Annotated in this window: 15 protein-coding genes; 14 read left to right on the top strand and 1 reads right to left on the bottom strand. The window is 47.0% G+C overall.

Annotated elements, in window-relative coordinates; translation table 11 throughout:
- Position 1 precedes the first annotated feature (1 nt).
- Positions 2 to 901 (top strand): S-adenosyl-l-methionine hydroxide adenosyltransferase family protein, encoded by a 900-nt coding sequence (locus tag ABQ275_RS15010; protein ID WP_349313960.1) that lies wholly within the window; start codon positions 2 to 4, stop codon positions 899 to 901.
- 60 nt (positions 902 to 961) lie between these two features.
- Here the strand turns inward: ABQ275_RS15010 and ABQ275_RS15005 are convergent, their stop codons facing one another.
- On the bottom strand, positions 962 to 5,119 hold the full coding sequence (locus tag ABQ275_RS15005; RefSeq protein WP_349313959.1) for a two-component regulator propeller domain-containing protein: 4,158 nt from the start codon (positions 5,117 to 5,119) through the stop codon (positions 962 to 964).
- A 340-nt stretch (positions 5,120 to 5,459) separates the two neighbouring features.
- Between ABQ275_RS15005 and ABQ275_RS15000 the strand changes: the two genes are divergently transcribed.
- The 13 genes from ABQ275_RS15000 (at position 5,460) to ABQ275_RS14940 (ending at position 26,978) form a co-directional block, all read left to right on the top strand.
- Positions 5,460 to 8,441 carry a TonB-dependent receptor gene (locus ABQ275_RS15000; protein ID WP_349313958.1) on the top strand — a complete coding sequence of 994 codons (2,982 nt, stop codon included), beginning with the start codon at positions 5,460 to 5,462 and terminating at the stop codon, positions 8,439 to 8,441.
- 45 nt (positions 8,442 to 8,486) lie between these two features.
- A complete protein-coding gene (locus ABQ275_RS14995) occupies positions 8,487 to 9,947 on the top strand; it encodes a RagB/SusD family nutrient uptake outer membrane protein (RefSeq protein ID WP_349313957.1) in 1,461 nt (486 codons plus the stop codon).
- 3 nt (positions 9,948 to 9,950) lie between these two features.
- Complete coding sequence (locus ABQ275_RS14990; protein ID WP_349313956.1) at positions 9,951 to 12,011, top strand: glycoside hydrolase family 2 TIM barrel-domain containing protein; 2,061 nt, start codon at positions 9,951 to 9,953, stop codon at positions 12,009 to 12,011.
- Positions 12,012 to 12,218: 207 nt separating this feature from the next.
- Positions 12,219 to 13,457, top strand: coding sequence for an alkaline phosphatase family protein (locus ABQ275_RS14985; RefSeq protein ID WP_349313955.1), 1,239 nt, complete (start codon positions 12,219 to 12,221; stop codon positions 13,455 to 13,457).
- A 418-nt stretch (positions 13,458 to 13,875) separates the two neighbouring features.
- Positions 13,876 to 14,481 carry an RNA polymerase sigma-70 factor gene (locus ABQ275_RS14980; protein WP_349313954.1) on the top strand — a complete coding sequence of 202 codons (606 nt, stop codon included), beginning with the start codon at positions 13,876 to 13,878 and terminating at the stop codon, positions 14,479 to 14,481.
- Between the two features lie 149 nt (positions 14,482 to 14,630).
- Positions 14,631 to 15,824 (top strand): FecR domain-containing protein, encoded by a 1,194-nt coding sequence (locus ABQ275_RS14975; RefSeq protein WP_349313953.1) that lies wholly within the window; start codon positions 14,631 to 14,633, stop codon positions 15,822 to 15,824.
- Between the two features lie 309 nt (positions 15,825 to 16,133).
- Positions 16,134 to 19,445 carry a TonB-dependent receptor gene (locus tag ABQ275_RS14970; RefSeq protein ID WP_349313952.1) on the top strand — a complete coding sequence of 1,104 codons (3,312 nt, stop codon included), beginning with the start codon at positions 16,134 to 16,136 and terminating at the stop codon, positions 19,443 to 19,445.
- A 14-nt stretch (positions 19,446 to 19,459) separates the two neighbouring features.
- Complete coding sequence (locus tag ABQ275_RS14965; protein WP_349313951.1) at positions 19,460 to 21,094, top strand: RagB/SusD family nutrient uptake outer membrane protein; 1,635 nt, start codon at positions 19,460 to 19,462, stop codon at positions 21,092 to 21,094.
- A 34-nt stretch (positions 21,095 to 21,128) separates the two neighbouring features.
- The gene (locus tag ABQ275_RS14960) at positions 21,129 to 23,480 is read left to right on the top strand and encodes a hypothetical protein (protein ID WP_349313950.1); all 2,352 of its coding nucleotides are present in this window, start codon (positions 21,129 to 21,131) and stop codon (positions 23,478 to 23,480) included.
- Entirely contained in the window at positions 23,470 to 24,210 is a 741-nt protein-coding gene (locus ABQ275_RS14955; RefSeq protein ID WP_349313949.1) for a creatininase family protein, read from the top strand. Before ABQ275_RS14960 ends, ABQ275_RS14955 begins: the two co-directional genes overlap by 11 nt.
- A 29-nt stretch (positions 24,211 to 24,239) precedes the next feature.
- On the top strand, positions 24,240 to 25,481 hold the full coding sequence (gene gluP / locus ABQ275_RS14950; protein WP_349313948.1) for a glucose/galactose MFS transporter: 1,242 nt from the start codon (positions 24,240 to 24,242) through the stop codon (positions 25,479 to 25,481).
- An 11-nt stretch (positions 25,482 to 25,492) separates the two neighbouring features.
- On the top strand, positions 25,493 to 25,792 hold the full coding sequence (locus ABQ275_RS14945) for a UxaA family hydrolase (RefSeq protein WP_349313947.1): 300 nt from the start codon (positions 25,493 to 25,495) through the stop codon (positions 25,790 to 25,792).
- Positions 25,770 to 26,978: a UxaA family hydrolase gene (locus ABQ275_RS14940; RefSeq protein ID WP_349313946.1), complete on the top strand. Its 1,209-nt coding sequence runs from the start codon at positions 25,770 to 25,772 to the stop codon at positions 26,976 to 26,978. Before ABQ275_RS14945 ends, ABQ275_RS14940 begins: the two co-directional genes overlap by 23 nt.
- Positions 26,979 to 26,981: the final 3 nt, after the last annotated feature.

The raw sequence follows: 26,981 nt of genomic DNA, 5'->3' as shown, positions 1-26,981 counted from the left end.
AATGAAAAGAATATGCCTGGGGTTATGGTTGCTCATCACCATCCCTGTTTTTGCACAAAATAAAATGGTTGTCTTTCAATCCGACTTTGGTCTGAAGGACGGCGCAGTGGCCGCTATGAAAGGTGTGGCGATGCGTGTTTCGCCAGATCTGAAACTATATGATCTTACCCATGAAATTCCTGCGTACAATATATGGGAAGCTGCTTACCGGCTGGAACAAACCGTTCCTTACTGGTCGGAAGGCACCGTATTCGTATCCGTCATAGATCCGGGTGTAGGTACAGAACGGAAGTCGGTCGTGCTCAAAACCAATACCGGCCAGTTTATTGTAACACCGGATAACGGTACACTCACGCTGGTAGCTGCTTCACTGGGCATTGCAGCCATCCGTGAAATAGATGAAACCGTCAACCGCCGTAAAGACTCCGGCAAGTCCTATACCTTTCACGGAAGAGATGTATACGCCTATACGGCTGCACGACTGGCTGCCGGCACTATTACCTTTGAACAGGTAGGCCCGCCTTTACCAAATCGGGTAGTAACCATTCCTTTTCAACAACCTGTACTGGAAAACGGCCTGCTAAAAGGCAACATCGCTATCCTGGATATACAATATGGCAATATCTGGACGAACATCCCGGCGGAATTGTTTAACCAGCTAAAACCCGCGTATGGCGATAACCTGCATGTCTCTTTCTTTCATAACGATAAAAAGGTAACAGTCGTAGATGCACCCTATAGCGAAACTTTCGGCGCCGTTGCCAAAGGCAAACCGCTGGCGTATCTGAATAGCTTAATGCAGTTGTCTTTTGCATTGAATCAGGACAGCTTTGCGGAGGTACATCATATAGGAAGCGGAAGTGAATGGCGTGTGGAGATTTCCCTGTCTCACAAAAAGTAATTAATAACTACCAGCTCCGATAATATTACTTGTATATGTAACCCTGATTTTTGGAATGTCTCATCTATGGCGGGAACGGTCCGTGATAGACCAGGACTTATCTGTCTCCCGCCATTCTCTTGGAGATTTCCCGAATTTTTTCTTGAATTCCCGGCTGAAATATTTGGGATCGCTAAAGCCTACCATATAAGCAATCTCACTGATCGTATACACATCCTTAGCCAGGTATTCCATCGCCTTTTTCATTCTGATGGCTTTGATGAAATCATTCACCGATAGCCCGGCAAGCGCATTCATTTTTTTATATAGGATCGGGCGGCTCATCGCCAGTTTCCTGGATAAGATATCTACGTTAAATGATGAATCATCAATATTTTCTTCAATTATGGAGATCACCTTCTCTAAAAAAGCATCCACAATAATTTCTTCGCCAACAACTCCGGAGTCGTTCAGGCCCGGTTTGACATCGTGCGCAAGATTGGGGCTAAGGAGTTGCTGGCCCAGCCACCCACGGATCTTTTCACGGAGGTGCAGCAAATTGCAGATATGCAATTGAAGGACCTGTATGCTGAATGGCTTTGTTAAATAGACATCCGCTCCTTTCTCAAGCCCGCTTACCTGTTGCGCCGGAGACGACATGGCTGTTAAGAGTATAACCGGGATATGGCTGGTTCTTTCATCGGTTTTTAACCTGCGACATAGCGTGTAGCCATCCAGTCCCGGCATCATTACATCGCTTATAATGATATCCGGTATGTTCTCAATGGCGGCTTCCCATCCGGAAAGGCCGTCCGCCCTTGTTATAATGGTATAATCCTTTTCAAGGAAGTCGCGGTTCAGTGAAAGGATCACCGCATTATCCTCTATAAGCAGAATGGTACTCTTTTCTTTTGACGAAGTATCCAACTCAATTCCATGGACTATTTCCGGTTGTTGGGGTAAATGTATTCTTGTATTCCCTTCCCCGCCGTTATAAGAAATAAGAGATGGCAACGTTTCGCGAACCAACTCCCCGGCAAAATGCCCATTACCTTTTAGCAAGGTAACTGTAAACGTCGTAAGGTTGCCGTTTGCAGCGTTTTGAACGCTTTCCACCCCGATGGTTCCCCTGTGTAGTTCTGTAATGCTTTTAGCAAGCGCCAGACCAATGCCATATCCCTTATTGTCACTTTCCTGGTCGTCTTCCTGGAAATAATTGGTGAACAGCCTGGAAATATTTTCCGGGGCAACGCCCTTACCATTATCCACTACGGTAACAACAACGGTTTCCTCTTTTTCTTCAACGGTAACGGCAATTTTGCAGCCGGGCGGGGTAAATTTATAAGCGTTAAAGATCAGGTTAAAGAAAACCTTCTCCAATTGCAGGCGGTCGTAATAAACCCTGATATCCTGGTTTGAAGCGGTAAAATCGGATTTAATGTTCATGGAAACCGCCAGGTGATTAAAAAAACCAAAAACTTCCTGTATAAACGGCACAATGTTTTCTTCGGAGATCTTCAACGTAAGATTGCCGGTTTCAGCCTTTCTGAAATCCATCAGCTCAGTTAACAAGTGCAGCAAACCTTCGGAATTTTTCCTGATGATCTGTATTTGCTTCGTATGCTCATCGTCTTCCTTGTTGATCAGCAGCAGCTTTTCCGCCGGCCCGAGTATCAGCGAAAGACGCGTACGCATTTCATGCGTTATATTGGTGAAAAAGTCCAGCTTCAACCGGGTCAATTCCCGGTCACGTTTTATCAAAGATCTCAATACAAAAAAACGGATCACAAAAAATATAATGGCAGCCAGGCAGATGACATATAAAATATAAGCCCAGATGGTCTTCCAGAAAGGGGGAAGCACGGTGATCGCCAAGCGGCATGGGGCGCCCCATACGCCGTCATTGTTAGCGCCTTTCGCCAGGAACAGGTAATCGCCCGGTGGCAGGTTCATATAAGTTGCCGATGGCGTTGCGGTATAGCTCCAGCTATCATCAAAACCATCCAGTTTATAGGCATATGTATTTTTGTCCGGCCGCACATAATTCAGCGCGGCGAATTCAAGGGTAAATACATTTTGCCTGTGTGTAAACCGGATATCCCGGGTAAGGCTGATTTCCCTCGACAGTAACCTGGCGTCTTCATTTATTTGAACAGTATTGTTAAATAGCTTTAAGGAAGTCAGGAAAGTGGCGGGAGCCACGGAATTCTCTCCGATCCTGTCCGGGGAAAAAAATGTAAGTCCATTATATCCACCAAAAAACAGATCGCCGCCAGCGGACTTGTAACAGGAATTTATAGTAAATGTATTGCCCGCCAGTCCATCCCCTTTGTTATAATTTTTAAAAACACCATTTTTTACATGGAGCTTGGAAAGACCGTTCCCCGTACTTATCCAGAGGTTGTCGTTATCGTCTCCAAGTATGGAAGCAATGTTCTCATCGGGCATCCCGTCCTTTTTTTGATAGACGGTAAATTTTTTACTTTCGCTTCCAGGGGCATACAATGCCAGGCCGGCAAAAGAGCAACCAACCCAGATATTATTATTTTTGTCCTCGTACAGGCAGTTGATGTCATTTTTAGGAAGACCGTCCGCGGTTGTAAACTGGTCAACTATACCCGTACTTTTTTTTAGCATATACAACCCGTTTGATGAGCCAATCCAAAGATCCCCGTTCCGGGTCTGGAGGATTGATTTTACGGATGCTTTGCCAATTGCCGTGGTAAGACTGCTCTCCGGCAGATATTGTAAAGACGTTTTGTATCTTCTGAAGGCCAGCAGTCCTGTTTGAGTGCCTATCCAAAAAATCCCGTCCTTGTCTTCCAGGAGATAAAGTACTTCGGTGTTTCGTACAGCCGGATCTGTTTCCTGGTATAAAAACCTCGTAAATGTTTTTCCTGACGGGGCAAGCAAATTCAACCCACCGCCGTGCGTTCCCACCCATATATTACCATCCGTATCGCTGTAAATAACTTTTACCAGGTTCGAACCCAGTGATGTTTTATCCGCCGGGTTATACTGAAAGGTCGTGATCTTATGCTTTTTGCGGTCAATATAATTAAGCCCACCGCCTTCCGTTCCCACCCATAGATTATGCGCTTTATCTTCCAGGACGGCGCTTACGACATTATTATTGATGCTGGGCCTGGAAAGACTGGTTTTATAAACATGAAAAGGGGTGTTATCGGTAGAAACACTATTCACCCCGCCCCAATAAGTACCGATCCACACGGTTGCCTGCTTGTCCAGATAAATGCTGTGTATCGAATTGTGACTCAGACTTTGCATATTTTCAGGCACACTGCGGTAAGTCTCAAATAGCCCGGTTGCCGGATCATAGATACTGATGCCGCCCTGGGTGCCGATCCATAATTTGCCTGCCGGGTCAGTTTTTATCTCCCTGATATTATTGCTCGCCAAACCCTTTTCAGTTTTTGCGCTAAAATGCCTGAATGTTTGAGTAGCACTGTCATAGAGATTTAATCCACCCTGCTGGGTACCGATCCACAGCCGGTTTAAGTTGTCCTCAACAATCGCGGTAATATAATTATCACTTAAGCTGAACGGATCTTCACCTTTATGCGAGAAGGACTTATACGTGAATTTCCCGTTTGTATACTCCATTTGAGTGAGCCCTGCCGAGGAGCCTATCCAGTAAACGCCCCGGTGATCCTGGTAAATGGTCCGGGTGTTATTGGCGGCCAATCCGGCTACGGTGCCGGGAACGGCGATTTGTTTGAACAGGCCTGCTTTTCTGTCGACCAGCCGGAATAATCCGGCTGATGACCAAACCCAGACGGTTTTTTGCCTGTCTTCATAAATACAGCTTATGTTAAGATTGTTTTCATAAGGAGCGGTTTTAAGCGGTATCCGTTCGAGCCGGTCCGTTTCGGGATTATACTTGCTCAGGCCATTGCGGGTGCCCACCCAAAGCGTTTTATCTGAATCGGACAGGAGGCGGGTGATATAATCCGTAAAAATGTCATCCGGGTCCAGCTGAGGGTGTTTATACAGTTTAAACCGCCTGGTATCGAACCTGTTCAACCCGTTTTGCGTTCCAAACCACATAAAACCATTCTGGTCCTGCGCGATCGCCAATACAGCGCCTGGCGATAACCCGTCCTCCGAGGTAAGCCTGCTGAACAATAATTCCTGTCCGTATATGCAAAACGGAGGAAAAATACATACCAGGAAAGTAAGGACATACTTGTATATAGTGTATATAGAAATTGGCGGCAATTTTTGAACGGATTTTTCTAACGTGAATAAACTTATTGGGATTGAATATCTGCCTGTTTTAACGCAATCTAAAACTTTTATTTTTTTTATCGGGAGATTTTCATACCTGGGAAACCACCTGTCATCTAATGTAACTTAATCTAATCTTCCATATGTTGTTATATTGGTAATAAATGTGTTTAAAGGATCCCGGGTAGAAAAACAGCGAAAATTTTCAACCCGCCGGCGGGTTTTGTTTACAATTTTACCCCTAGTTATTTCCGATTTTACCCCATAAGGATCTGCCAGCGGCCATACCTTACAGCTTATTATTTATTATACCTATACAAAAACAGACGTTATGACTCCACGATTTACCTTGGTATGCATTTTATTTCTCTTACCTATGTGGGTATCTGCACAAAATGGAAAAATTACAGGGACAGTAAAAGATGAAGGCGGAACGGCGCTTCAGGGAATAAGCGTCCAGGTGAAGGGGAAAGCCGGTGGCACGGTTACCGGCACGTCGGGCCAGTTTGAAGTAGTGGCCGCAGCGGGCAATGTACTTGTTTTTTCAGCTGTTAATTTTGAATTGAAAGAAGAACGGGTGGGCGTCCGGCAGCCAATGACTGTTGTATTGCAACGCAAAATAAGTCTTATTAACGATGTAGTGGTGATCGGCTATGGCACGCAAAAAAAACGGGATCTCACGGGGGCCGTATCGTCGGTATCCGCGAAAGATTTCAGGGAACAGCCGGTAGTAAATGTGCCGCAGGTATTACAAGGCCGCGTGCCAGGTGTCCAGGTAGTGACGAATGCAGGCGCTCCGGGGGGCTACATATCAGTGCGGATAAGGGGTAATAACTCCATCCGTGGTGATAACAATCCCTTGTATGTTATTGACGGTTTTGTAGGTGCGGATGTCAGCGCCGTAAGCCCCAATGATATTGAAACCATAGACGTTCTTAAAGATGCTTCGGCTACTGCCATATACGGCAGCAGGGGTGCTAACGGGGTAATAATAATTACCACGAAAAGAGGCAAATCCGGGAAAACCAGCATCGAGGCAATAAGCCAGGTTTCTTCCTCGGAAGTGATCAAAAAACTGGATGTGCTGAATGCGGCGGATTTTGCCCTTACCGCAAATGAAAATGCCAAGGCCACCGGTACATTGCCTATTTACACGCAGGAACAAATAGACGGCTTCAAGGCAAAAGGTGGTACAGACTGGCAAGATGAGATTTTCAGAACAGCCCCCACGCAGGAGTACCAGGTAAATATTTCCGGTGGGAACGATAAAACCACCTTTTTCGCAAGCGGTGGTTACCTGGATCAGCAGGGCGTGATCATCAATTCGTCCCTGAAAAGATATTCCTTGCGGACAAGCCTGAACACGAAATTATACAAGAATTTGACTTTTCATCTGAATGCCTATGCTACCAGGAGTGAAGCGAACAACACCAATCTTTTTGGCCGCGACGCTCCTGTTACGCAAGCTACCGCATGGTCCCCTACTATGCCGGTAAGGGACAGCAAAGGAAAATTCACGTTAAATGACCCGGTGAGCTCCATTACATTTAATCCCGTTGCCCTCGCCTCGGACCAGAATAATATCACCAATAATTCAACATTTGCGACTATCGCCGGGTTGAATTATGAATTTATTCCTGGCCTTACACTGGATGTTTCAGGCGCCATCAATTATGGCAATGCACAGATCAAGCAATACAAAGGCACCTCCATTAATTCCTTAAGACAGGCTGGTGCAGGCAGGAATTCGTTGGAGAACATTGGCATACAAACCACCGGCAACCTTACTTATACGCGTTTATTCAATAATGCGCATCAGCTTACGGTTACAGGGGTAATGGAATATCAATCGTTTGTATCAGATGGGTTTAATACAAACGCCAATAATCTGACCTATCCCAGCCTGGGTTATTATAACCTGTCTCTTGCCGCTACCAATAACGTTGGGACGGCGTATTCCGATTACAAACTGCTTTCCTACCTGGCAAGGGTCAACTACGATTACAAAGGCCGGTACTATTTAACCGCCAGCATACGGCGCGATGGCTCTTCCAAATTCCAGGGCAATAATCAATACAGTACTTTTCCCTCTTTGGGAGGGGCCTGGAAGATCTCCGAAATGGATTTTATGAAAGGCGGGGGATTGTTTGATGATCTGAAGATCCGGGTGGGGTACGGCGTAACCGGAAGCCAGGCTATTAATCCCTATCAAACCCTTACCTCGTATCAGAACGTTACCACTACCATCACCGAAGGTAGCGTGAGCCCCGGCATCATCCTGGGCAGTCCCGGCAACCCGGGCTTAAAGTGGGAATCAACAAAGCAGTGGGATATTGGGTTAGACGCCACTATACTGAACAACCGGCTTTCCTTTACCGCAGATTATTTTAATAAAAACACCAGCAACCTGCTGCTGGCCGTTCCTGTTCCCAACTATGGTGGAGGAGGAAGCATTCTGTCCAATGTCGGGAAAGTAAACAACACCGGCTTTGAATTTTCACTGTCAGGAACCATCATTCAGCGCCCTGGTATAAACTGGAACAGCTCTTTTAATATTTCTTTCCTTAACAACGAAGTAAAAACGTTGTATTCTGACAAGAAGATACCTTCTACAAATCCTCAATTTATGATCGTACCCGGCCAGCCACTGGGCACTTACTGGGGGCTTAATTACATGGGCACCTGGAAACCTGATGAAGTCGCCGAAGCGGCCGCATACGGCAATGTTCCCGGGGATTCGAGGTATGCAGACCTTGACGGCAATAAAGTGATTGACGGCAGCGATTACCATATCATAGGGCATGGACTTCCCCGGTATTCATGGGGATGGAATAATACTTTTACCTGGAAAGGATTTACGCTGAATGTATTTATCCAGTCCCTGGGAGGATACGATAAGCTGGACTATACTTACGCAGCGGCGGTCACCGCCAATTCAGACACGCGCCAGGCCATCCTCAGCGATATAAAGAATAGGTATATTCCGGGGGTGAACGAATCTTCGAACATACCCGCTTTCAGCAAAACAAACAAAAGCTACCTGGTATCTACCAGGTTCCTGGAAGATGGCACTTTCACCAGGTTTAAGAACATCAGTCTGAGCTACCAGCTGCCGAAATCCATCCTTCGTAAACCGGATGTTACGCTCTCCGTTCGCGCAACCAATCTTTTTACTATCACGAAGTATAAAGGATTCGATCCGGAAACAAACAGCGTTCCCTCCGGTGTGGGTAGCGATGTGAATCAAAGCGTTGATTACGGCTCTTACCCTAACGCCAAAGTCATTACAGGTGGCGTTAAGATCAATTTTTAAAAACTGTCGGCCTGCTCATTGTAGGCTGGGAAAAATATAAAAAAAATGAAAAAGGTATTATATATCCTGGTATTGATAGCGGCTTCGGCTTGCAATAAAGAACTGAAGGAAAATCCCGAAGGGCAGCTGATCGGTGATGACGCGCTGGGCACAATTGAGGGGCTGCAGACGGCTTTGACCGGCGTTTATCAGCCTTTAAAGAACGGTTACTCATCAGGCTTCGGCACAGCGAACCTGAATGCGACCATAATGGGCTCCGACGACATTACCACCCATCCCGCCAGCAATAAGCAGGAACTGAGGGAAATGGACCAGTTTGCCGCCAACTCCACCAATACCAGGATCAGCGCAATATGGCTGGGATGTTATAAAGCCATTCAGAACGCCAATAACGTTATTGATAATTATGAGAAAGTATCCGGCGAAGTGGCCACGCTGAACCAGATAGGAGGAGAGGCATATTTTTTACGGGCTTTTTCTTATTTCTGGCTGGTAAGGCTCTGGGGTAATATCCCTTTAATTACCACATCAAAATATAACACAGACCTGTTAGCCGTCACAAAAAGCACGCCGGCGGCGGTGTATGCGCTTATTGAATCGGACTTAAAGAAGGCTGAAACGCTCATGAAAGATATCAAACCGGCGCCGGGCAGGGCCAGCGCGGGTACGGCAAAATCGCTGTTGGCGGAAGTATACCTGACCGAGGGCGGATACCCCATGAAGGATGCGTCGAAATATGCGCTGGCGGCGGCCAAGGCGAAAGAAGTGATCGACAATAAAACCAAGTATGGTTTCAACCTTGTGCCTGACCTGGCCACCCTGTGGACCGGCACATCGGCCAGCAATAATACACCCGAGGACGTTTTCACCCTGCAATTCTGCAACAGCTGCGGAAATCCAAGCACCTTGTACGGTAAATCCTGCATGCCGGGAGATGAATCGGGCTGGGATGACTACTTTGCGGAAATAACGTTCTTCAACAATTTTCCGGAAGGGAAAAGAAAAGACATCACTTTTTATACCGTATTCAAAACCGCCAACGGGGATGTTAACTGGCAAAATGGTCAGACCCAACATCCTTATTATAACAAATTCAGGGTTAATACGCCAACTCCCGGTTTTCTGACTTCCGGCACGGATCTTTCCGTTAAGCTTTTAAGGTATGCGCAGGTATTGCTTACTTACGCTGAAGCAGAGGCGCGTTCATCTGGCACACCTTCGGCAGATGCTTACAATGCGGTAAACCTGATCCGCCGCCGCGCGGGCCTGAACGATCTCCAGCCTGACCTGTCAGGACAAGCATTCGCTGATTCGATTGTCAACGAAAGAGCCTGGGAACTCGCAGGTGAATATACCCGTTGGTTCGATCTCCAACGCCTCGAACTGGTCGAATCCGCCAATTCCCACAAGGCAGCCGATGATTTAAAACCCATTGGCACGATCACCAAAGAAAAATATTGGCTCCCTATCCCGTACAACGAAACCCAGCTAAATCCAAATCTGTAGTCAATGCGAAGAAATCTTTTATTGTTGGGAGTATGTTTAATGACGGTATGTTGTTATGCACAGGATAAAGCGGGAAGAGAATATATAGACGTGAATGCCGGCTGGAATTTTCGTTTTGCCTACGATGTAAGGAGAAATGCACCGGAGGAGAAAGTCAGCTTACCGCATACTTGGAACGCCAGTGACCCCTTTAAGGGAAGTATTGATTACCGCCGCACAATGGGCGTGTACTCCCGCGGTATTACCACTGATCCTTCCTGGAAAAACAAAAGGGTGTTCCTGTATTTTGAAGGTGCGAACTCAGTGGCAGATGTATTGGTGAACAATACATTCGTAACACAGCATAAAGGCGGGTATACAGCGTTCTGCGCGGAAATTACCCCCTATCTTAAACCAGGCGGGGAGAACAAGCTGCTTGTGCAGGTAAGCAATGCCGCCCGCATGGATGTGCTGCCGCTGGCGGGGGACTTTAATATTTACGGTGGCCTACACCGTCAGGTATGGCTGATTGTCGCGAATGAAAATTGCATTACCCCGCTGGATTATGCTTCCCCCGGTGTTTATATCAGCCAGGATGAAGTTTCGTCCTCAAAGGCAAGGATCAGCGTTGCTACGAAACTCTCCCTGACCGGGAAGGGTACCGGTATATCCCTGCGAACGATCGTCAGGGACGCCAGGCAGAAAGAAGTAATGACAGCGCAATCGACCGTTGATCCCCGGGATACTTTGGTCACACAGCATCTTACAATCACGCGGCCGCATTTATGGGAAGGAAAGAAAGACCCTTATTTATACGAAGTTGCCGTGCAGCTGTTGCAGGATGATAACGTGATAGATGAAGTAAAGCAGCCGCTGGGCCTGCGGTATTTCAAAGTGGATGCGGATTCCGGGTTTGTGTTGAATGGCCGGTACATGGACTTATATGGCTTTGGGTATCATGAAGATGTTGAAGGCAGTGGCTCAGCACTCTCCCGGGAAGACCTTGAAAGCGACATGGCGCTGGTGCTTGAATCAGGAGCCACGGCAATGCGGCTGACACATTATCCCCATGCCAGTTACTTTTATGATCTGGCGGACAAAAACGGCATCGTTTTATGGACGGAAATACCGCTGGTGGGTCCGGGCGGTTATACCGGAACAGGCTATGCGAATGATCCATCGCTTCAGCAGCAAGCCAGGCAGCAGCTGGTGGAAATGATCCGCCAGTACTATAATCATCCTTCGATTTTCTTCTGGGGTCTGTTTAATGAATTAAAGCTGGATTACGATAACCCGCTGCCGTTCCTGAGCAGGCTGAACGAGCTCGCAAAGAAGGAGGACCCTTCAAGGATCACTACCTGCGCCACATTTCTCGACACCGATACATTTAATCATGTAAGCGATGTAATCGCGTGGAATAAATATTATGGCTGGTATGGCGGGCAGTTTTCGGATATAGGGGCCTGGGCGGACGATATGCATGATAAATTCCCCCGGAAACCCATCGGTGTAAGCGAGTATGGTGCTGGAGCCAATATAGATCACCACATTGAGCAACTGAAAGCGCCTATACCGGATGGTGACTTTCATGCAGAGGAATGGCAAACCGCATTTCATGAAGCGCATTGGGAAGAATTTGGGAGGCGCCGCTTTATATGGAGCAAGTTTATTTGGGCACTCAGGGATTTTGGTTCTTCCATCCGCGAAGAAGGCGGTTTCCAGGGTATCAACGACAAGGGGCTTGTAACCTACGACCGCCGCGTAAAAAAGGATGCTTTCTATTTTTATAAAGCAAACTGGAACACAACCCCCATGCTTTACCTCACTGAAAAAAGAAACAACGACCGCAGCAAAAGCAAAACCGATATTAAAGCGTATACCAACCTGCCAGCCGCTGCACTTTTTGTAAACGGCAAGCCCGCGGGAGAGGCAAAAAAAGATGCGTTAGGGCGGCTGCTCTGGAAAGATATTACACTAAAACCGGGCAATAACCTGCTTGTCGTGAAAGCGACCTATGCCGGAATGACATTGTCCGACAGTTGCCGCTGGAATCTGAAGAGCGGGGAAATAAGTTTTATGAAATAACGGGTTTAAAATCCTTTTAGCATAGACAAACAAGTTCCCGGAATGTATTTATAAGGGGAGATGTTATTTACGGAGGGAAATGGTACAATGGAAGCAATTGATAAATTCCTTTTCCCTCCGTATCTTGATGAGCCTATCGCGCCGCAAGGCGATGATTTAAATGGTATGATGTGGCTCCTGATAAAAGAATAACAGAAAAACGTACGCATGTTAAAAACATTGATCCTCTCAATAGGTATTTTTTCCTGCCTCACACTAGCGGCGCAACAAAAAGAAAAAAAGACCCTGTTTATTATTGTAGACGGCATCCCCGCGGATGTGATTGAAAAGCAACCCACGCCTAACATGCGCCGTATTGCCGGGAAAGATGGCTATACCCGTGCCTATGTAGGGGGAGAAAAAGGTGGTTATTCACAAACACCTACCATTTCGGCAGTAGGCTATAACAGCCTGCTCACCGGTACCTGGGTGAATAAACATAATGTATGGGATAATGATATTGCTGCGCAGAACTATAACTATTGGAGCATTTTCCGTTTTTTTAAACTGGCCTACCCGCAAAAGAAAACAGCCATATTTTCTACCTGGCTGGACAACCGCACCAAATTGGTAGGAGATGACCTGCCACAAACCGGTCACCTGCATATCGATCATCATGTAGATGGACTGGAACTGGATACCACCCGCTTTCCGCACGACAAAGACAGCTGGTATATCCACCTGATAGATGAAGAGGTGGCGACAAAAGCAGCCGGCTATCTCCGCACAGATGCACCTGATCTCACATGGGTATACCTCGAATACACGGATGACATGGGCCACCGCTACGGTGACAGTGAAAGAATGTATGCTGCCATCAAAATGATGGATGACCAGGTAGGCCGCATTTGGGATGCATTGGAATACCGCCGCAAAAATTTCGGGGAAGACTGGCTGATCTTTATCACCACTGATCATGGGCGCGATGCAGCCAGCGGTCATAACCACGGTGGGCAATCTGACCGGGAACGCACTACCTGGATGGTAACAAATGCCCAGCAGTTGAATCCATATTTTAAAAATGCTCAGCCAGGCATCGTAGATATTTTACCCACCATAGCCCGCTTCATGAAAATTCCTATTCCGCTGGAAAACGCCCGCGAACTGGAGGGCGCCGCACTCACCGGTAAAATATCGCTGACACAACCCACCGCACAACTGGAAAATGAAACCGTGAAATTAACGTGGAAAGCACAGGAGAAAAAAGGTACCGTAAAAATATGGGCCACCACCACCAATAATTTTAAAACCGGCGGACAGGATACCTATAAACTGATAGGAGAGGCGCCGCTGCAACAGCAGCAGGCCGTAGTAAATGTAAAAGACATCCCTTCCGGGTTCTATAAAATAGTATTGGAAGGACCGGATAATATGATGAACAGATGGGTAGGTAAATTACCGGAATAAGATAGCAATTATCTGAATAAACAGGCCGTTTGTTTTTGACAGGGATCATCCTGATCAAAGACAAGCGGCCTGTTTATTTTTTGCCCCCTCCCAGCCTCCCCCGAAGGGGGAGGGGAAAGGAAACGAGGGCTTATTTTAGTAGTTGAGGTGGCTATCTAATGTAGGTAGGTAATATTATGTTATCTGGTCACATAAGGTACTCCCCCGTATTATCCGTAAAAGGATTGTAGTCAAAGGTCAAAATAAGGCCTCGTTTCCTTTCTCCTCCCCCTTCGGGGGAGGCTGAGAGGGGGCAACACTGATTTAATAGCACAACACGTTAAAAATTACTATTTTTATAACATTCCGGTTCCACGAAATCGTTGCGGTAAATTTTTAAAAAGATTATCTATCAGCCAAATTCTTCCAAAAGCAGCGTATGAGGAGTGATTTATATAATGAAAAGGAGCTTATGCAGCAGGCAGCGCAGGATAGTGAAGCGGCGTTCACTACTCTTTTCCATTTATATAAGAGCCGGTTGTATGGCTATATTTTACGCCTGACTGATTCTCCGGAAATGGCCGAGGACGTGGTACAGGACGTTTTTATGAAACTATGGAAGAACCGCGCCGGCCTTGTAGAAATTGATCATTTCAGGGGGTACCTGTTCAGAATGGCGCAGCACCACGCTATCAATGCCTTTAAACGGATGGCGGCGGAAACACTGCTGCTGGCAGATAAATCCCTGCAACCCGATACCATCATGTCCAATGCGGAAGAAGTACTGGAACTGAAAGATGTACAGCAGTTACTCCATAAAGCAGTGGCCAAATTACCACCCCAACAAAAGCTCGTATACACCCTCAGCCGCGAACAGGGACTAAAACATGAAGAAATAGCTGCCAGTCTCCGGATATCCCACTCCACCGTAAATAAGCACATGGTACAGGCGCTCCGTACTATCCGGGAGCAGCTCAGGAATTATGCCGGATCACCGGGTAGTTATTACATCTTATTTATTATTGCAGCTGCATTTAATAAATAAACATAAATATTTTTTACTTCCAACTAGACATATATCCTTCCTCACTTGTCTACCTGCATAGCACGCACGTAATTGCGGTTCTTTTTTTATCAATCTTATGCAGGAAAGCGGCAGCTAACCGCTGCTTATCCCGTTTTTAAACTCATAATATGTATGACCGGCGAAGAATAAACGATCTGGTGGAGAAGTTTTTTCAACAGTCTTGTACGGCGGAGGAAAAAGTGGAGCTGGCAGCGTGGATTCAGCAATCAGCCAACGATGAAGCACTGCGGGAGGTACTGGAAACCGCCATGATGCAGTATGAACCGGAGGTTGCCATGCCGGGTGATGCCTCAGAGCGGGTACTGGCAAACTTATTCGGGCCGTCGCGTACGGAAGAAGCAGACGATGCCACCCCGGTACGTAACATGCGGTTCGGGCCATTCTGGAAAGTAGCGGCATCGGTGGCGCTGTTGCTGGGATGTACATACGGCTGGTATGCCTATATGCAGGCGAAACGTGCGCCTTTGGCAGGTAACCATGCGCCTGTGAAGGAGGAAGTGTTGCCGGGTGGCAACAAGGCGGTATTGACGCTGGCAGATGGTTCTTCGATAACATTGGATAGTGCACAAAATGGCGCACTGGCATTACAGGGCGGCGCTAAAATAATCAAACTGGCAAACGGACAGCTGGCTTACTCCATTGCAAACAGCGCCAAGAAGGAAACACTATATAATACAATCACAACACCACGCGGTGGACAATACAGGATTTCCCTGCCCGATGGAAGCGTGGTATGGCTGAATGCCGCTTCCTCGCTGCGTTTCCCGGCTTCTTTTACCGGTAGTAAAAGGGAAGTGGAACTAAAGGGGGAAGCCTATTTTGAAGTGGCCAGAAATGAAAACATGCCTTTCCATGTAACCGTAAAAGGAATACAGGTAGCGGTACTGGGCACCTCCTTTAATGTAAATGCCTACGACGATGAAAACACCATCGCTACCACACTGATAACAGGGAGTGTAAAAGTGATGAAAGATGGTGATAGCAGGATGCTGCGACCCGGACAACAGGCGCAGCTCACCACGCAGGGGACACTGCAAGTGGCGGATGAGGCCAATGTAGAAGAAGTACTGGCCTGGAAAGATGGCCGCTTCCAATTTGAAAGCGCAGGTATTGAACAGGTAATGCGGCAGATAGCCCGCTGGTACAATATAGAAGTGATTTACAGAGGTCCGGCTACAAAAGAACATTTTAGCGGAGGGATCTCCCGCAACGTAGAATTATCAAAAGTATTTAAAATGCTGGAAGCCACCGGCGCCATTCATCTTTCTGTGGAAAACGGGAAAGTGGTGGTAGAATCATGAATTTATACAAACAACCTGCAACTATTCAACCATGAAAAAAGGACCGTAACAACAGCAGCATATTAACCAAAAAAAACCAGGAGCGGGTCCAAGCGCCCCTGGCAAAATATTCGGGTTAATTCGCGCACCAACAAGTTCCTGTTAAAAAACGATTGATCACGCAAACCCAAACACTGCAAATCTATGCAATTTGATTATCATGTAAAAATCTCTCCTGTCCCAGGGATTTTATCAACCAGAAAACGCCTCCCGGCTATATTCAGAGAGGCGTGCGAAAGATGTTTTCCACGAAGTAAAATTATGCTTGTCATGAAGTTGACTTCTATTTTATTAACCGTAGCCTTTTTGCAGGTAAGCGCCAAAGGATTCTCCCAGAGAATTACCTTGTCGCAGAAAAATACCCCGCTTAAAAAAGTGTTCAGTGAATTAAAAAAACAAAGCGGGTACGATTTTCTGTACACGAATGAAACACTGCAACGAACTTCCAGGGTGGATGTTGATGTAAAGGGCAGTAGCCTGGAAGAGGCGCTGGAAGCGTGTTTGAAAGACCAACCCGTTACCTGGACTATTATTGATAAAACGGTTGTTATAAAACCACGGATAGCTGCTTCCGATAATATAGTGGTCGCTCCCAAGCCACCTATCACGATTTCAGGTCGCGTCACGGATGACAAAGGTGAGCCGGTTGAAGGGGTAACGATCCGGGGAAAGGGCCAAAGCTACGGCGCTCATACCGACGCAAAAGGAAACTTTACAGTGAATGCTACTTCTACCAAAGATATACTGGTGTTTAGTTTTATCGGGTTTGTAACCCGGGAGATTCCTATCGGCAACGAAACATTCCTGACGGTTGTACTGACACCTGAAATTAAAAGCGCGGATGAAGTAGTGGTGGTGGGTTATGGTACACAGAAGAAAATAAACCTTACCGGTTCGGTGGCTACTATTTCCGGATCGGAACTAAAGAAAACACCCACCAGTAATCTCACCAATGCACTGGGCGGCAGAATGCCCGGCGTAATCGCGGTGAATAGTAATGGTCGTCCCGGCAGTGGTTCTACCATACAGATCAGGGGCCTGAGTACACTGAATGATAACAGTCCGCTGGTAGTGGTAGATGGTATTATCCGCACAGATGGTTTTGGCAATATCGATCCCAATGAAGTAGCCAGTATTTCTGTGCTGAAAGATGCATCAGCAGCAGCCGTGTATGGCGCCAGGGCGTCCAACGGCGTATTCCTCATCACCACAAAAAGAGGAAAAACAGGCAAGCCAACCATTACCTATACAGGCATGGCCGGATCGCAAAGTGCTACACAATATCCGAAACTGATGTCTTCCTATGAATTTGCATCGGTTAGAAATGATGCGCTCAAAAACCAGGGATACGATCCTGCTAATCCAAGCCAGGCAGGGCTTTTCTACTCTGCTGCCGACCTGGAGAAATTCCGCCCCGGTATCACCGACTGGTACAAAGAAACATTTAAAAAGAATAGTATGCAGATGCAGCATAATCTTTCCATCAATGGTGGAACAGAAGCCATCCGCTACTTTATGTCCCTCGGTTACCTGGACCAGGACGGTATGTACGATAACATCAACTTCAAAAGATATAATCTCCGTGCAAACGTAGATGCTAAAATTACAAAGAGCCTCAACATCGGGTTAAATATTGATGGAAGACAGGAAAACTCCAACACACCGGGATGGGATGCGAATGACATCTTCAACCGCGTGATCAATGTAAACCCTGTACGCCCTGCTTACTATCCTGATGGACGCGCTTTTAACTCAACCGGTTCCCATCCCATAGAAATGATCAGGTCTTCCGGCTATGGCAACAAAGTATACAATATCTTCCAGGGAACCCTGTTCTTTGAACAGAAACTGTTGTTTGTAGACGGTCTTTCCATCCGCGGAACAGGTTCTTATTATAAGCAAACCCTGTTAAACAAATCCTTTAATACACCCTATACCATGTATGATGAGGATGACGCCGGAAATATAATAAATACCAAAGTAGTAGGCGGTAAAACATCCCTGTCGCAAGTGTACGAAGGCATCGACAATCACACGCTGAACCTTTCATTAAACTATGCTAAACAGTTTAAGAAACATGACGTAGGTGGGTTACTGTTATACGAGCAGTTTGGATCGAAAGGAAGTACTTTCACTGCCCGCAAAGAGGATTTCGCCACCAATGTTAAGGATGAATTTTTTGCGAGCGGACCAGCCAATCAAACCATTGATGGAAGTGGTATTATAAATGATGCAAGAAGAAGTATCGTAGGCCGGTTGAATTATGCATTCGACAGCCGGTACTTGTTTGAAGCCACTTTCAGGTATGATGGATCTTATCGCTTCCCTAAAGACAGCCGGTTTGGTTTGTTCCCCGCATTTTCAGCAGGATGGAGAGTTTCAGAGGAATCCTTCTTCAAAAACTCAACGGCCATGCGTTTTATGAACAACCTGAAAATAAGGGCGTCTAAAGGATTGATCGGTAATGACCGGGTGGATGCATTCCAGTTTAGTGATGCCTATTCTATCGTTGCAGGGTCGGGACCTATCTTTAACGGGCTGGCGGCGCCTTATGTGCAATATGGGGTGTATCCTAACCCCGGTATTACCTGGGAAAAACAGGATAATACCAACATTGGTCTGGATGCAAACTTTTTCAATTCCATGTTAGGACTTGAGTTTGATTATTTCTTCCGGGAAACCAGGGATGTGCTTTGGTCGCGCGACCGCTCTGTTCCCGGTACCTTTGGAAGAGCCCTTCCCAATGAAAACTATGCAAAGGTTAAAAGCAAAGGATTTGAATTAACGCTGACCCATCAGCAACAAATCAACAGCTTCCATTATAATGTAAGATTTACCGCCAGCTATGCAGTGAATAAAGTAACACAGATAGATGATCCTTCCAGCGCACTTGACTTTCAGAAACAGCTGAGCCGTCCTATTGGCTATCAGGCAGGATATGCCGCCCTGGGCCTGTTCAGAAGTCAGCAGGAAGCAGACGAGTGGTATGGTGGTACACAGTTTGGACAAAAATCACTGGCCGGAGATATCAAATATGCGGATGTAGATGGAGATAAGGAAATTACATTGAATGATCAGCGCGTATTATCAGACTTCACCAATACGCCGAGAATGATGTATGGATTGTCCGGCGGTATCGCGTGGAAAAACTTTGATCTGAATTTCCTGATCCAGGGAGCTGCACAGCGTAATATTATGCTCAGTGGTTCCGGCCGGATCATGTACCAGAACGGAGGTTCCAGCAACAATTTCGCGTACCTGGCAGACTCCTGGTCGCCCGCAAACCCGGATGCAAAATATCCTTTGGCCTGGGTGGATAAAAGATTGATGAATGATCGTAATTCAGATTTCTGGTTAAAGAAAGCGGGTTATGCCCGGTTGAAATCAGTAGACATCGGCTATAATTTTAATGGCAACTGGCTGAAACGTAAAAACATGCAGACACTGAGAGTGTATGCAGCGGGCTATAACCTGTTTACCTGGAGTCAGTTGAAAGAGTTCGACCCTGAAGTGGAAACCGGGAATGGTAGCTACTATCCCCAGCAGAGGAATATTAATATAGGCGTTAACGTGTCATTCTAAATCAGCAAAAAATCATGAAATATATTATTATAAGCTTTGCGGCCTTGTGCTTGCTCTCCTGTAGTTCAAAGTTCCTCGACCCCACCAATCCCAAGGCCATTTCGGGGGAAGAAGTATGGAAGGACCCGAAACTCGTGGAAATGTTTTTAAACAGGTTGTATAACGACAGACCCGGTTACGAATACTCCAATACACAGGATAATATTACAGATGAAGGAAGATGTAATTATCCGGGTGACGCTCCTAATCAGATCCTCATCGGTCAGTGGGATGAAGTGACGAACCCGATCAGCTTCTGGGCGTATGATGCCGTAAGAAGGGCGAATGAATTCCTGGCTGGTGTTGATCAGGCCGCAGTAAGTGATGACGAAAAACAAAGGATGAAAGGAGAAGCGCAGTTCCTGAGAGCTTTTCTATACTTCGATATGGTAAAAAGATATGGCGAGGTTCCCATTATCGACAAACCGCAAAGTTTGAACGATGATTTGTTGGTAAGCCGTAATACGTTGCAGGAATGTTTTGATTTTATTGTAAAGGAACTGGATCAGGCCATTAGTGAACTGCCGGTTGAAGCTGTAAGGGGAAAGGCCAGTAAAGGTGCTGCCATGGCTTTAAAGGGAAGGGTGTTGCTATACGCTGCCAGCCCGCTCTACAATGAAAGCAACGATGCAAAAAAATGGGAAAGCGCAGCAAAAGCAAACAAGGAAATCATCGATGCAAAAAAGTATAGTCTTTTTGCAAACCTGAACACCTTGTGGCTGGAAAAGGGCGCAAATGCCGAAGCCATTTTTGAAATCCAGTACCGGTTGCCCGAAAAACAACATAGCTGGGATGCCGGACTAAGGCCGCTGGTCCTGGCCAATAATAATGCGGGACAGCTCTCCCCATTACAGGAACTGGTAGATGCTTTCCCTATGAAAAACGGGAAGGCGATCACAGACGCCACTTCGGGATATGATCCGCTGAATCCTTATGTAGGAAGAGATGACCGCTTTTATGCTTTCATCGCTTTCAACGGATCAAAAGTGAAAGGTACCAGCAGTGGCCCTCCCGTAAAGGAGATCACACTGGAAACCTATAAAGGTGGCCGTGATTATGATGCTTCTCCGGAAAACGTCATCTACAATACGATAACGGGCTACTATACACGTAAAGCGACTGATCCTGAAAATACAATCTATACCGGAAGTACCGGAAGTGCACAACCCTGGATTGAACTTCGCTATGCGGAGGTGCTGCTAAACTTTGCGGAGGCGCAGAATGAATTCCTGGGAAGCCCCGATGCTGCTGTTTATGACGCGGTGAACGAGGTGCGCAAACGGGCTGGTATTACCACGGATCTTGTTGCCGGAACCCTGAACAAACAAACCATGCGTGACCTGATCCGGAATGAACGCTATATTGAGCTGTGTTTTGAAAAGAAAAGATACTGGGATTTAAGAAGATGGAAAATGGCTACTACTGTACTAAATGGGAAATACGGCACCGGTGTTTATATCACCAAAACTGGCAGTAACACATTTACATACGAGTATCATCATGTAGATCCACAACCGAATGTATTCACAGAACGGATGTACTTTATGCCGATCCCGCAGAGTGAGCGGTCAAAGAATAAAAATCTCACACAGAACCCGGGATGGAAATAAACAGCCGTTTTAACCTGTAGGAACTTTTTAGATTATGAAGGACGATATATCAAAAGCATTATCCCGCCGGAGATTCCTGGTTTCCGGTACATTATTTACTGCTGGCTGGCTCTTCATGAGTCAAACAGGACTTGCAGGTATAGTAAGAAAAACAGTGGGGAGGCCAGCAGTGGCTTTCCCGCATTTTCCTGATAAACTGCACGCTTTTTTATGGCGTAACTGGAACCTGGTACCACTGGAACGGATAGCAAAGGTGGCAGGTGCAAACACCGATGAGATCTTTGCATTGGGGAAGGCAATCGGTTTACCTTCACCCCAACCCATACCGGCAGACCAGCAACAGCGCAGCTACCTCTCTATCATCCGGCGTAACTGGCACCTGTTGCCCAGGGAACAGTTACTGGAATTACTGGAATGGACAGATGAAAAACTCACCTTCACCTTGCAGGAAGATGATTTCTTTTATATCAAGTTAGGAAGTATAAAACCCGATTGCGAAAAGATCCGTTACAGGGCCATTGACGCAAAAACAAAGGAGCGGGAACAGTGGGTGGCCCGCGTGCTGAAAGAAGAGTTTCCCGCAGGGTTTCCGGCGCAGGAAAAGCCTTTGTTTAGTTTTGTAAAGGAGTTGTCTGCTCCACCGGCTAAAACAGCGCCGCTTACTTCCGGTTTCTCACCGCGTTTTGGCTATGCCTATTTTGCACTCTTCGGTGATCCTTTACTGGAGCCTGAAATTGATCCGTATCCAAATGGTTATCTCGACCGTATGGCAGCATCGGGCATGGACGGCACCTGGATGCATATTGTACTCAGCAAGCTAACACCGTTTCCCTGGGACCCTACCGTAAGTGAACATTGGGAGCAACGGCTCGAAAACTTAAAGAAACTGGTGGCCCGTGCAAAGCAACACGGTATAGGTATTTATCTCTACCTGAATGAGCCGCGGGTACTTCCCTTACGTTTTTTTGAAAAGTATCCCGACTTAAAAGGCGTTACTGTTGGCGATCACGCAGCGTTGTGTACCAGCCACCCGCAGGTGCAGCAATACCTCGTGGATTCATTGGCCACCATTACAGCACGTATCCCAGACCTCGCCGGATTCTTCTCTATCACCGCTTCTGAAAATCCTACTAACTGCTGGTCGCACGGCAAAGGAGCGGATTGTCCCCGTTGTAGTAAACGTGGTCCTGCTGCGGTGATTGCAGAGCTCAACAGTCTTTATCTGAAAGGGATCCGTAAAGGCATCAGTAATGCCCCTGATAAGACAACGGCCGTTCCGCAGCTTATCGCCTGGGACTGGGGCTGGGCAAACGGTTGGGCGGAAGAGATTATTCCGGCGCTGCCCACAGAAACGGCATTGATGAGTGTGAGTGAATGGGACCTGGACATTAACCGCGGCGGCGTTAAGAACCGTGTAGGCGAATATTCTATTTCAGCAGTAGGCCCAGGCCCGCGTGCATCGCGTCATTGGGGGATCGCCCGTAAGCATGGGCTGAAAACCATTGCCAAAATACAGGCAGGTACTACCTGGGAGCTTGGCGCAGTGCCTTATATTCCCGCACTGGAAAATGTAGCGCAGCATGCTGTCAATCTGCGTACTGCTAAAGTTGATGGGTTAATGCTCGGCTGGACCTTGGGCGGACATCCTTCCCCTAACCTGGAAGTGGTGGCTGCTATTGGCAGCAACCAGGAACTCTCTGCCTTGCAGGCCATGGAGCTGGTAGCAAACCGCCGCTTCGGTAAGGCCGGTCCTGCCGTTGTAGCAGCATGGCGCACCTTTAGTAAAGCATTCAGCGAATTTCCATACAACGTCAACGTCGTGTATTCGGCGCCGTTACAAACTGGTCCTTCCAATCTGCTTTGGGAAAAACCAACCGGCTACCATGCCACCATGGTGGGTATCCCTTATGATGATGTGAAAAGCTGGATCAGCAATTATCCGGCAGATGTATTTACCGGGCAACTGGATAAAGTAGTACAGGGCTTCAACACGGCATTGGCCGCACTGCGTAAACAAACCCGCTCGTTAAAGCTGACAGGAGATGAACGCAAAGCACTCACCGATGAATGCAACATCGCGGAAACAGTGGCCATTCATTACAGCAGCATCGTGAACCAGGTGAAGTTTATCAATACCCGCGACGGGCTGGCCGCCATGGATAAGCCAACGAAGTTGCAAGCAGTAGCGACCCTGGGACAACTCCTGCGTAGGGAAATAACCCTCGCCAAACGGATGAACGTTTTGCAGGGACAGGACCCGCGATTGGGATTTGAAGCCACCAATCACTACTTCTATACACCCATTGACCTGGTAGAAAAAGTAATTAACTGCAGGGACTTGCTGGATCGCTGGCTGCCTGAAATAAAAAAAGATTATGCGTTATGAAATGATGTTCCCTCATCAGATCAGGGAAGCAATAGATAATAATACACCTGTGGTGCTTGCGCTCGGCGTACTGGAATACCACAGCGAACACCTGAACACCGGTGTGGATACGCTACTGGTAGTACGTGCACTTGAAATGCTCGAAAAGGAATTTCCGCTGGTCATTATGCCGCCGTTCTATTATGGTGCCAGCAGTTTTGCCGTCGAGGCGCCGGAGCGCAACGGCACGGTGCATGTGGATGCAACGGTACTCCAGTCATTTGCGCGGCAGTTGTTTTACAACTTGCTGCGGATAGGCTTCCGCAATGTGCATGTATTTGTACATCACCAATCGGAAAACTTTGCTGCCGGCATGCCTACAGACCTGGCTTTTAAACTCGCCGCCCGGCAGGAAACATTTGCCTTCCTGGGAAATCAGCGTGGTGAAGGCTGGTGGGGTAGTAAAGATGCCGCCAGTTATTACGACAATCACGGGGCCGGTGATAATCCTTTCAACTGGATTCAGATCCACCCGCTGGTAAGTGCAACAGCGCAGGCTGAATTCCCCGTGGATCATGCCGGTGAACAGGAGACATCCCTGATGATGGCCTTCTGCCCGGAGGGCGTTGATATGACCCGGTTTTCTGAAGATAACTGGTACGCACAAACGGCCAAAAAAGCATCGATGGATTATGGCAACCGCGCAAGAGAAATCATCCTGCGCGATATGCGGACAATCCTTGGTAAATAACATCATCCGGCAAATAAGATGGGTCCAATATGAACAATAACAGAAAAAAGTTAGTTGTACCGATGCTCATCATCGGTACCATGTATGCCGTACTGGGCTTTTCAATCGGGATAAATGCATTCTTTATTCCTTTTGTACAGGAAGCATTTAATATCTCTACCGCCATGTCATACCTGATCATGACGGCCACCTTTTCAGCTTATGTTGTTTTTGGTGTTCCTTCGGGCGCCATCATCAAAAAAGTAGGTTACAAAGGTGGGATTACAGTTGCTTTCCTGCTCATTGCAGCAGGATTTTTTGTCATCGGGTATGCTGCACAAATCGTAAGTTTTTTACTGTTCCTCGTCGCTTTGTTTGTGGTGGGAATGGGACAAACTTTACTCACCGGCGCCATCAATTCTTATGTAACGATCCTGGGTAGTCCTGAAAGCGCAGCAAGCCGTATCTGTATGATGGGCATTGCCGATAAACTGGCCTTTGCCGGCGCTTCGCTGATCCTGGCCAGGTTTATGGACCTCGCCAATATCCGGTTGACCGATGTAATTATCCCGTTTTATATCATCACCGGCTTACTGATTGTGATGGGAATCTTTGCTTTTTTCTCTCCGCTGCCGGAAATAAAAGCCATTGGTGAAGATGAAACCAGCGAAGATACCATCGTGTCTGTATACGCCAACTCCAAAACAAGTATCTTTCAATTCCCGCATTTACTGCTCGGTATTGTAGCGATATTTTTTGATGTAGGTGTGGAGATCATTGCACTGGGTTCCATCAATGATTATGCGGCCATATTGAAGTTGCCATCGCCGCAACATTATGTCTGGTACGTTTCTGCCGGGATGGTGATAGGTTACCTGGTGGGCGTATCATTTATTCCCAGGTATTTAAGTCAGCACAAGGCACTGATATTAAGTACAATATTGGGTGTTGTGATCACGCTGTCGATTGTACTGTTTCCGCCAGCCATCTCCATTTACCTGGTAGGGGTGCTGGGCGTTACCAATGCATTATTGTGGCCGGCTATCTTCCCACTTGCCCTGGCCGATCTGGGGAGGTTTACAAAAACAGGATCATCTTTTCTCGTAACAGGTATTGTAGGCGGCGCATTGCTGCCGCTGTTATTCGGTTATGTGGCAGATGTGGCATCGCACCAGCTGGCCTACCTGGTATGCCTGCCTTCTTACCTGTTTATCGGCTATTTTGCTGCATGGGGCAGTAAAATCAGAACAGCAAGGGTAGCTGCTACACCTGAAATTGTTACACCGTTATAAATTTTACGGCCATGAATAAATTGATACAGATTAATCCGGCAGATAATGTACTGGTCATCAGCAGCAGTATCCTGCCGGGTGATGACCAGTATATCGGAGGGCTTAAAATAATATTTGATAAGCCGCTCGGCCTGGGGCATAAAATTGCAGCGAAGGATTTGTTGAAGGGAGATAAAATAATCAAATTCGGCGTCCCTATTGGTTCTGCAACGGAAGATATTGCATTGGGTGCACACATTCATTTGCACAACATGAAAAGCGATTATATATCCACTTATACATTAGATCATGAATTCATTACATCAGCATAACTTAAAAGCCTATCTCCGCAACGATGGACGCAAAGGTATCCGAAACATTGTAGTGGTGGCATACCTGGTGGAATGTGCGCATCATGTGTCGCGGGAAATTACCATGCAGTTCCGCGATCAGCCGGTACACCTCATCGGTTTTGGTGGATGCTACCCCAATGCATATGCGGATAAGATGATGAATGCACTGTGTACGCATCCCAATGTGGGTGCGGTGTTGCTGGTTTCGCTGGGTTGTGAGAGCTTTAACCGTACACGCCTGTACGAAAACATTGCCGCCAGCGGAAGGCCGGTAAAATTAATTGGTATCCAGCTTACCGGCGGTACCAAAAAATCAATTGACGATGGCATCGCATTCGTTGCTTCCTCCCTGGAGGAAATAAACAAAACGCCAACGGTACCCATAGATGCTTCCGAATTGGTGGTAGGCGTAGTATGCGGTGGCAGCGATGCTACCAGCGGTATTACTTCAAATCCTGCCGTAGGTAAAGCATTCGATACCATCGTAGCCAAAGGGGGAACCGCCATTTTTGAAAATACAGGGGAGATGATCGGATTGGAAGAAATCATGAGCAGCAGGGCCATCACACCCGAACTGGCAATAGCATTAAAAAGATCAGTGAACAAGGCCGCTAAGTATTATACCATCATGGGCCATGGTAGCTTCGCGCCGGGGAATGCCGAGGGTGGCCTCACAACCCTCGAAGAAAAATCAATGGGTGCCTATTGTAAAACAGGTGCTTCTCCTATTTCAGGCATGATTAAGCCTGGCGATATTCCCCGGCGACGCGGATTGTATTTAATGGATATTGTACCGGACGGAGATCCCCGTTTTGGATTTCCCAATCCTAATGACAGTTCTGAAATTGCAGAACTGATCGCTTCGGGCGCTCATTGTGTATTGTTTACAACGGGTCGTGGTTCGGTAGTCGGTTCGGCTATTTCACCCGTTATAAAAGTGTGCGCTAATCCCGAAACATTCCACCGGATGCAGGATGATATGGATGTCAACGCCGGTAAAATCCTTAACAACGAAGCATCCTTAGCGGAAGTGGGCGAAGAGATCTATCATAAGATCCTGGGGCTTGCTACCGGTGATCGCTCCTGTTCGGAAAGGTTAGGTCACCAGGAATTTGTATTGGGATACAAAACATTTGAGCCTATCGGCCCTTCCTGTCAGCCATAAGTA

The sequence above is a fragment of the Chitinophaga sp. MM2321 genome (assembly GCF_964033635.1).
In the GTDB taxonomy this organism is placed as follows: domain Bacteria; phylum Bacteroidota; class Bacteroidia; order Chitinophagales; family Chitinophagaceae; genus Chitinophaga.
Note: the sequence above shows the minus strand (reverse complement) of the source record. Positions and strands in the feature narration are given on the sequence as shown.

Coding starts and splice junctions, on each gene's coding strand:
- ABQ275_RS14995 (WP_349313957.1), top strand. CDS start 8,487: ATGAAAAAGGTATTATATATCCTGGTATTGATAGCGGCTTCGGCTTGC.
- ABQ275_RS15010 (WP_349313960.1), top strand. CDS start 2: ATGAAAAGAATATGCCTGGGGTTATGGTTGCTCATCACCATCCCTGTT.
- ABQ275_RS14990 (WP_349313956.1), top strand. CDS start 9,951: ATGCGAAGAAATCTTTTATTGTTGGGAGTATGTTTAATGACGGTATGT.
- ABQ275_RS14965 (WP_349313951.1), top strand. CDS start 19,460: ATGAAATATATTATTATAAGCTTTGCGGCCTTGTGCTTGCTCTCCTGT.
- gluP (WP_349313948.1), top strand. CDS start 24,240: ATGAACAATAACAGAAAAAAGTTAGTTGTACCGATGCTCATCATCGGT.
- ABQ275_RS14960 (WP_349313950.1), top strand. CDS start 21,129: ATGAAGGACGATATATCAAAAGCATTATCCCGCCGGAGATTCCTGGTT.
- ABQ275_RS15000 (WP_349313958.1), top strand. CDS start 5,460: ATGACTCCACGATTTACCTTGGTATGCATTTTATTTCTCTTACCTATG.
- ABQ275_RS14970 (WP_349313952.1), top strand. CDS start 16,134: ATGAAGTTGACTTCTATTTTATTAACCGTAGCCTTTTTGCAGGTAAGC.
- ABQ275_RS14975 (WP_349313953.1), top strand. CDS start 14,631: ATGTATGACCGGCGAAGAATAAACGATCTGGTGGAGAAGTTTTTTCAA.
- ABQ275_RS14980 (WP_349313954.1), top strand. CDS start 13,876: ATGAGGAGTGATTTATATAATGAAAAGGAGCTTATGCAGCAGGCAGCG.
- ABQ275_RS14940 (WP_349313946.1), top strand. CDS start 25,770: ATGAATTCATTACATCAGCATAACTTAAAAGCCTATCTCCGCAACGAT.
- ABQ275_RS14945 (WP_349313947.1), top strand. CDS start 25,493: ATGAATAAATTGATACAGATTAATCCGGCAGATAATGTACTGGTCATC.
- ABQ275_RS14985 (WP_349313955.1), top strand. CDS start 12,219: ATGTTAAAAACATTGATCCTCTCAATAGGTATTTTTTCCTGCCTCACA.
- ABQ275_RS14955 (WP_349313949.1), top strand. CDS start 23,470: ATGCGTTATGAAATGATGTTCCCTCATCAGATCAGGGAAGCAATAGAT.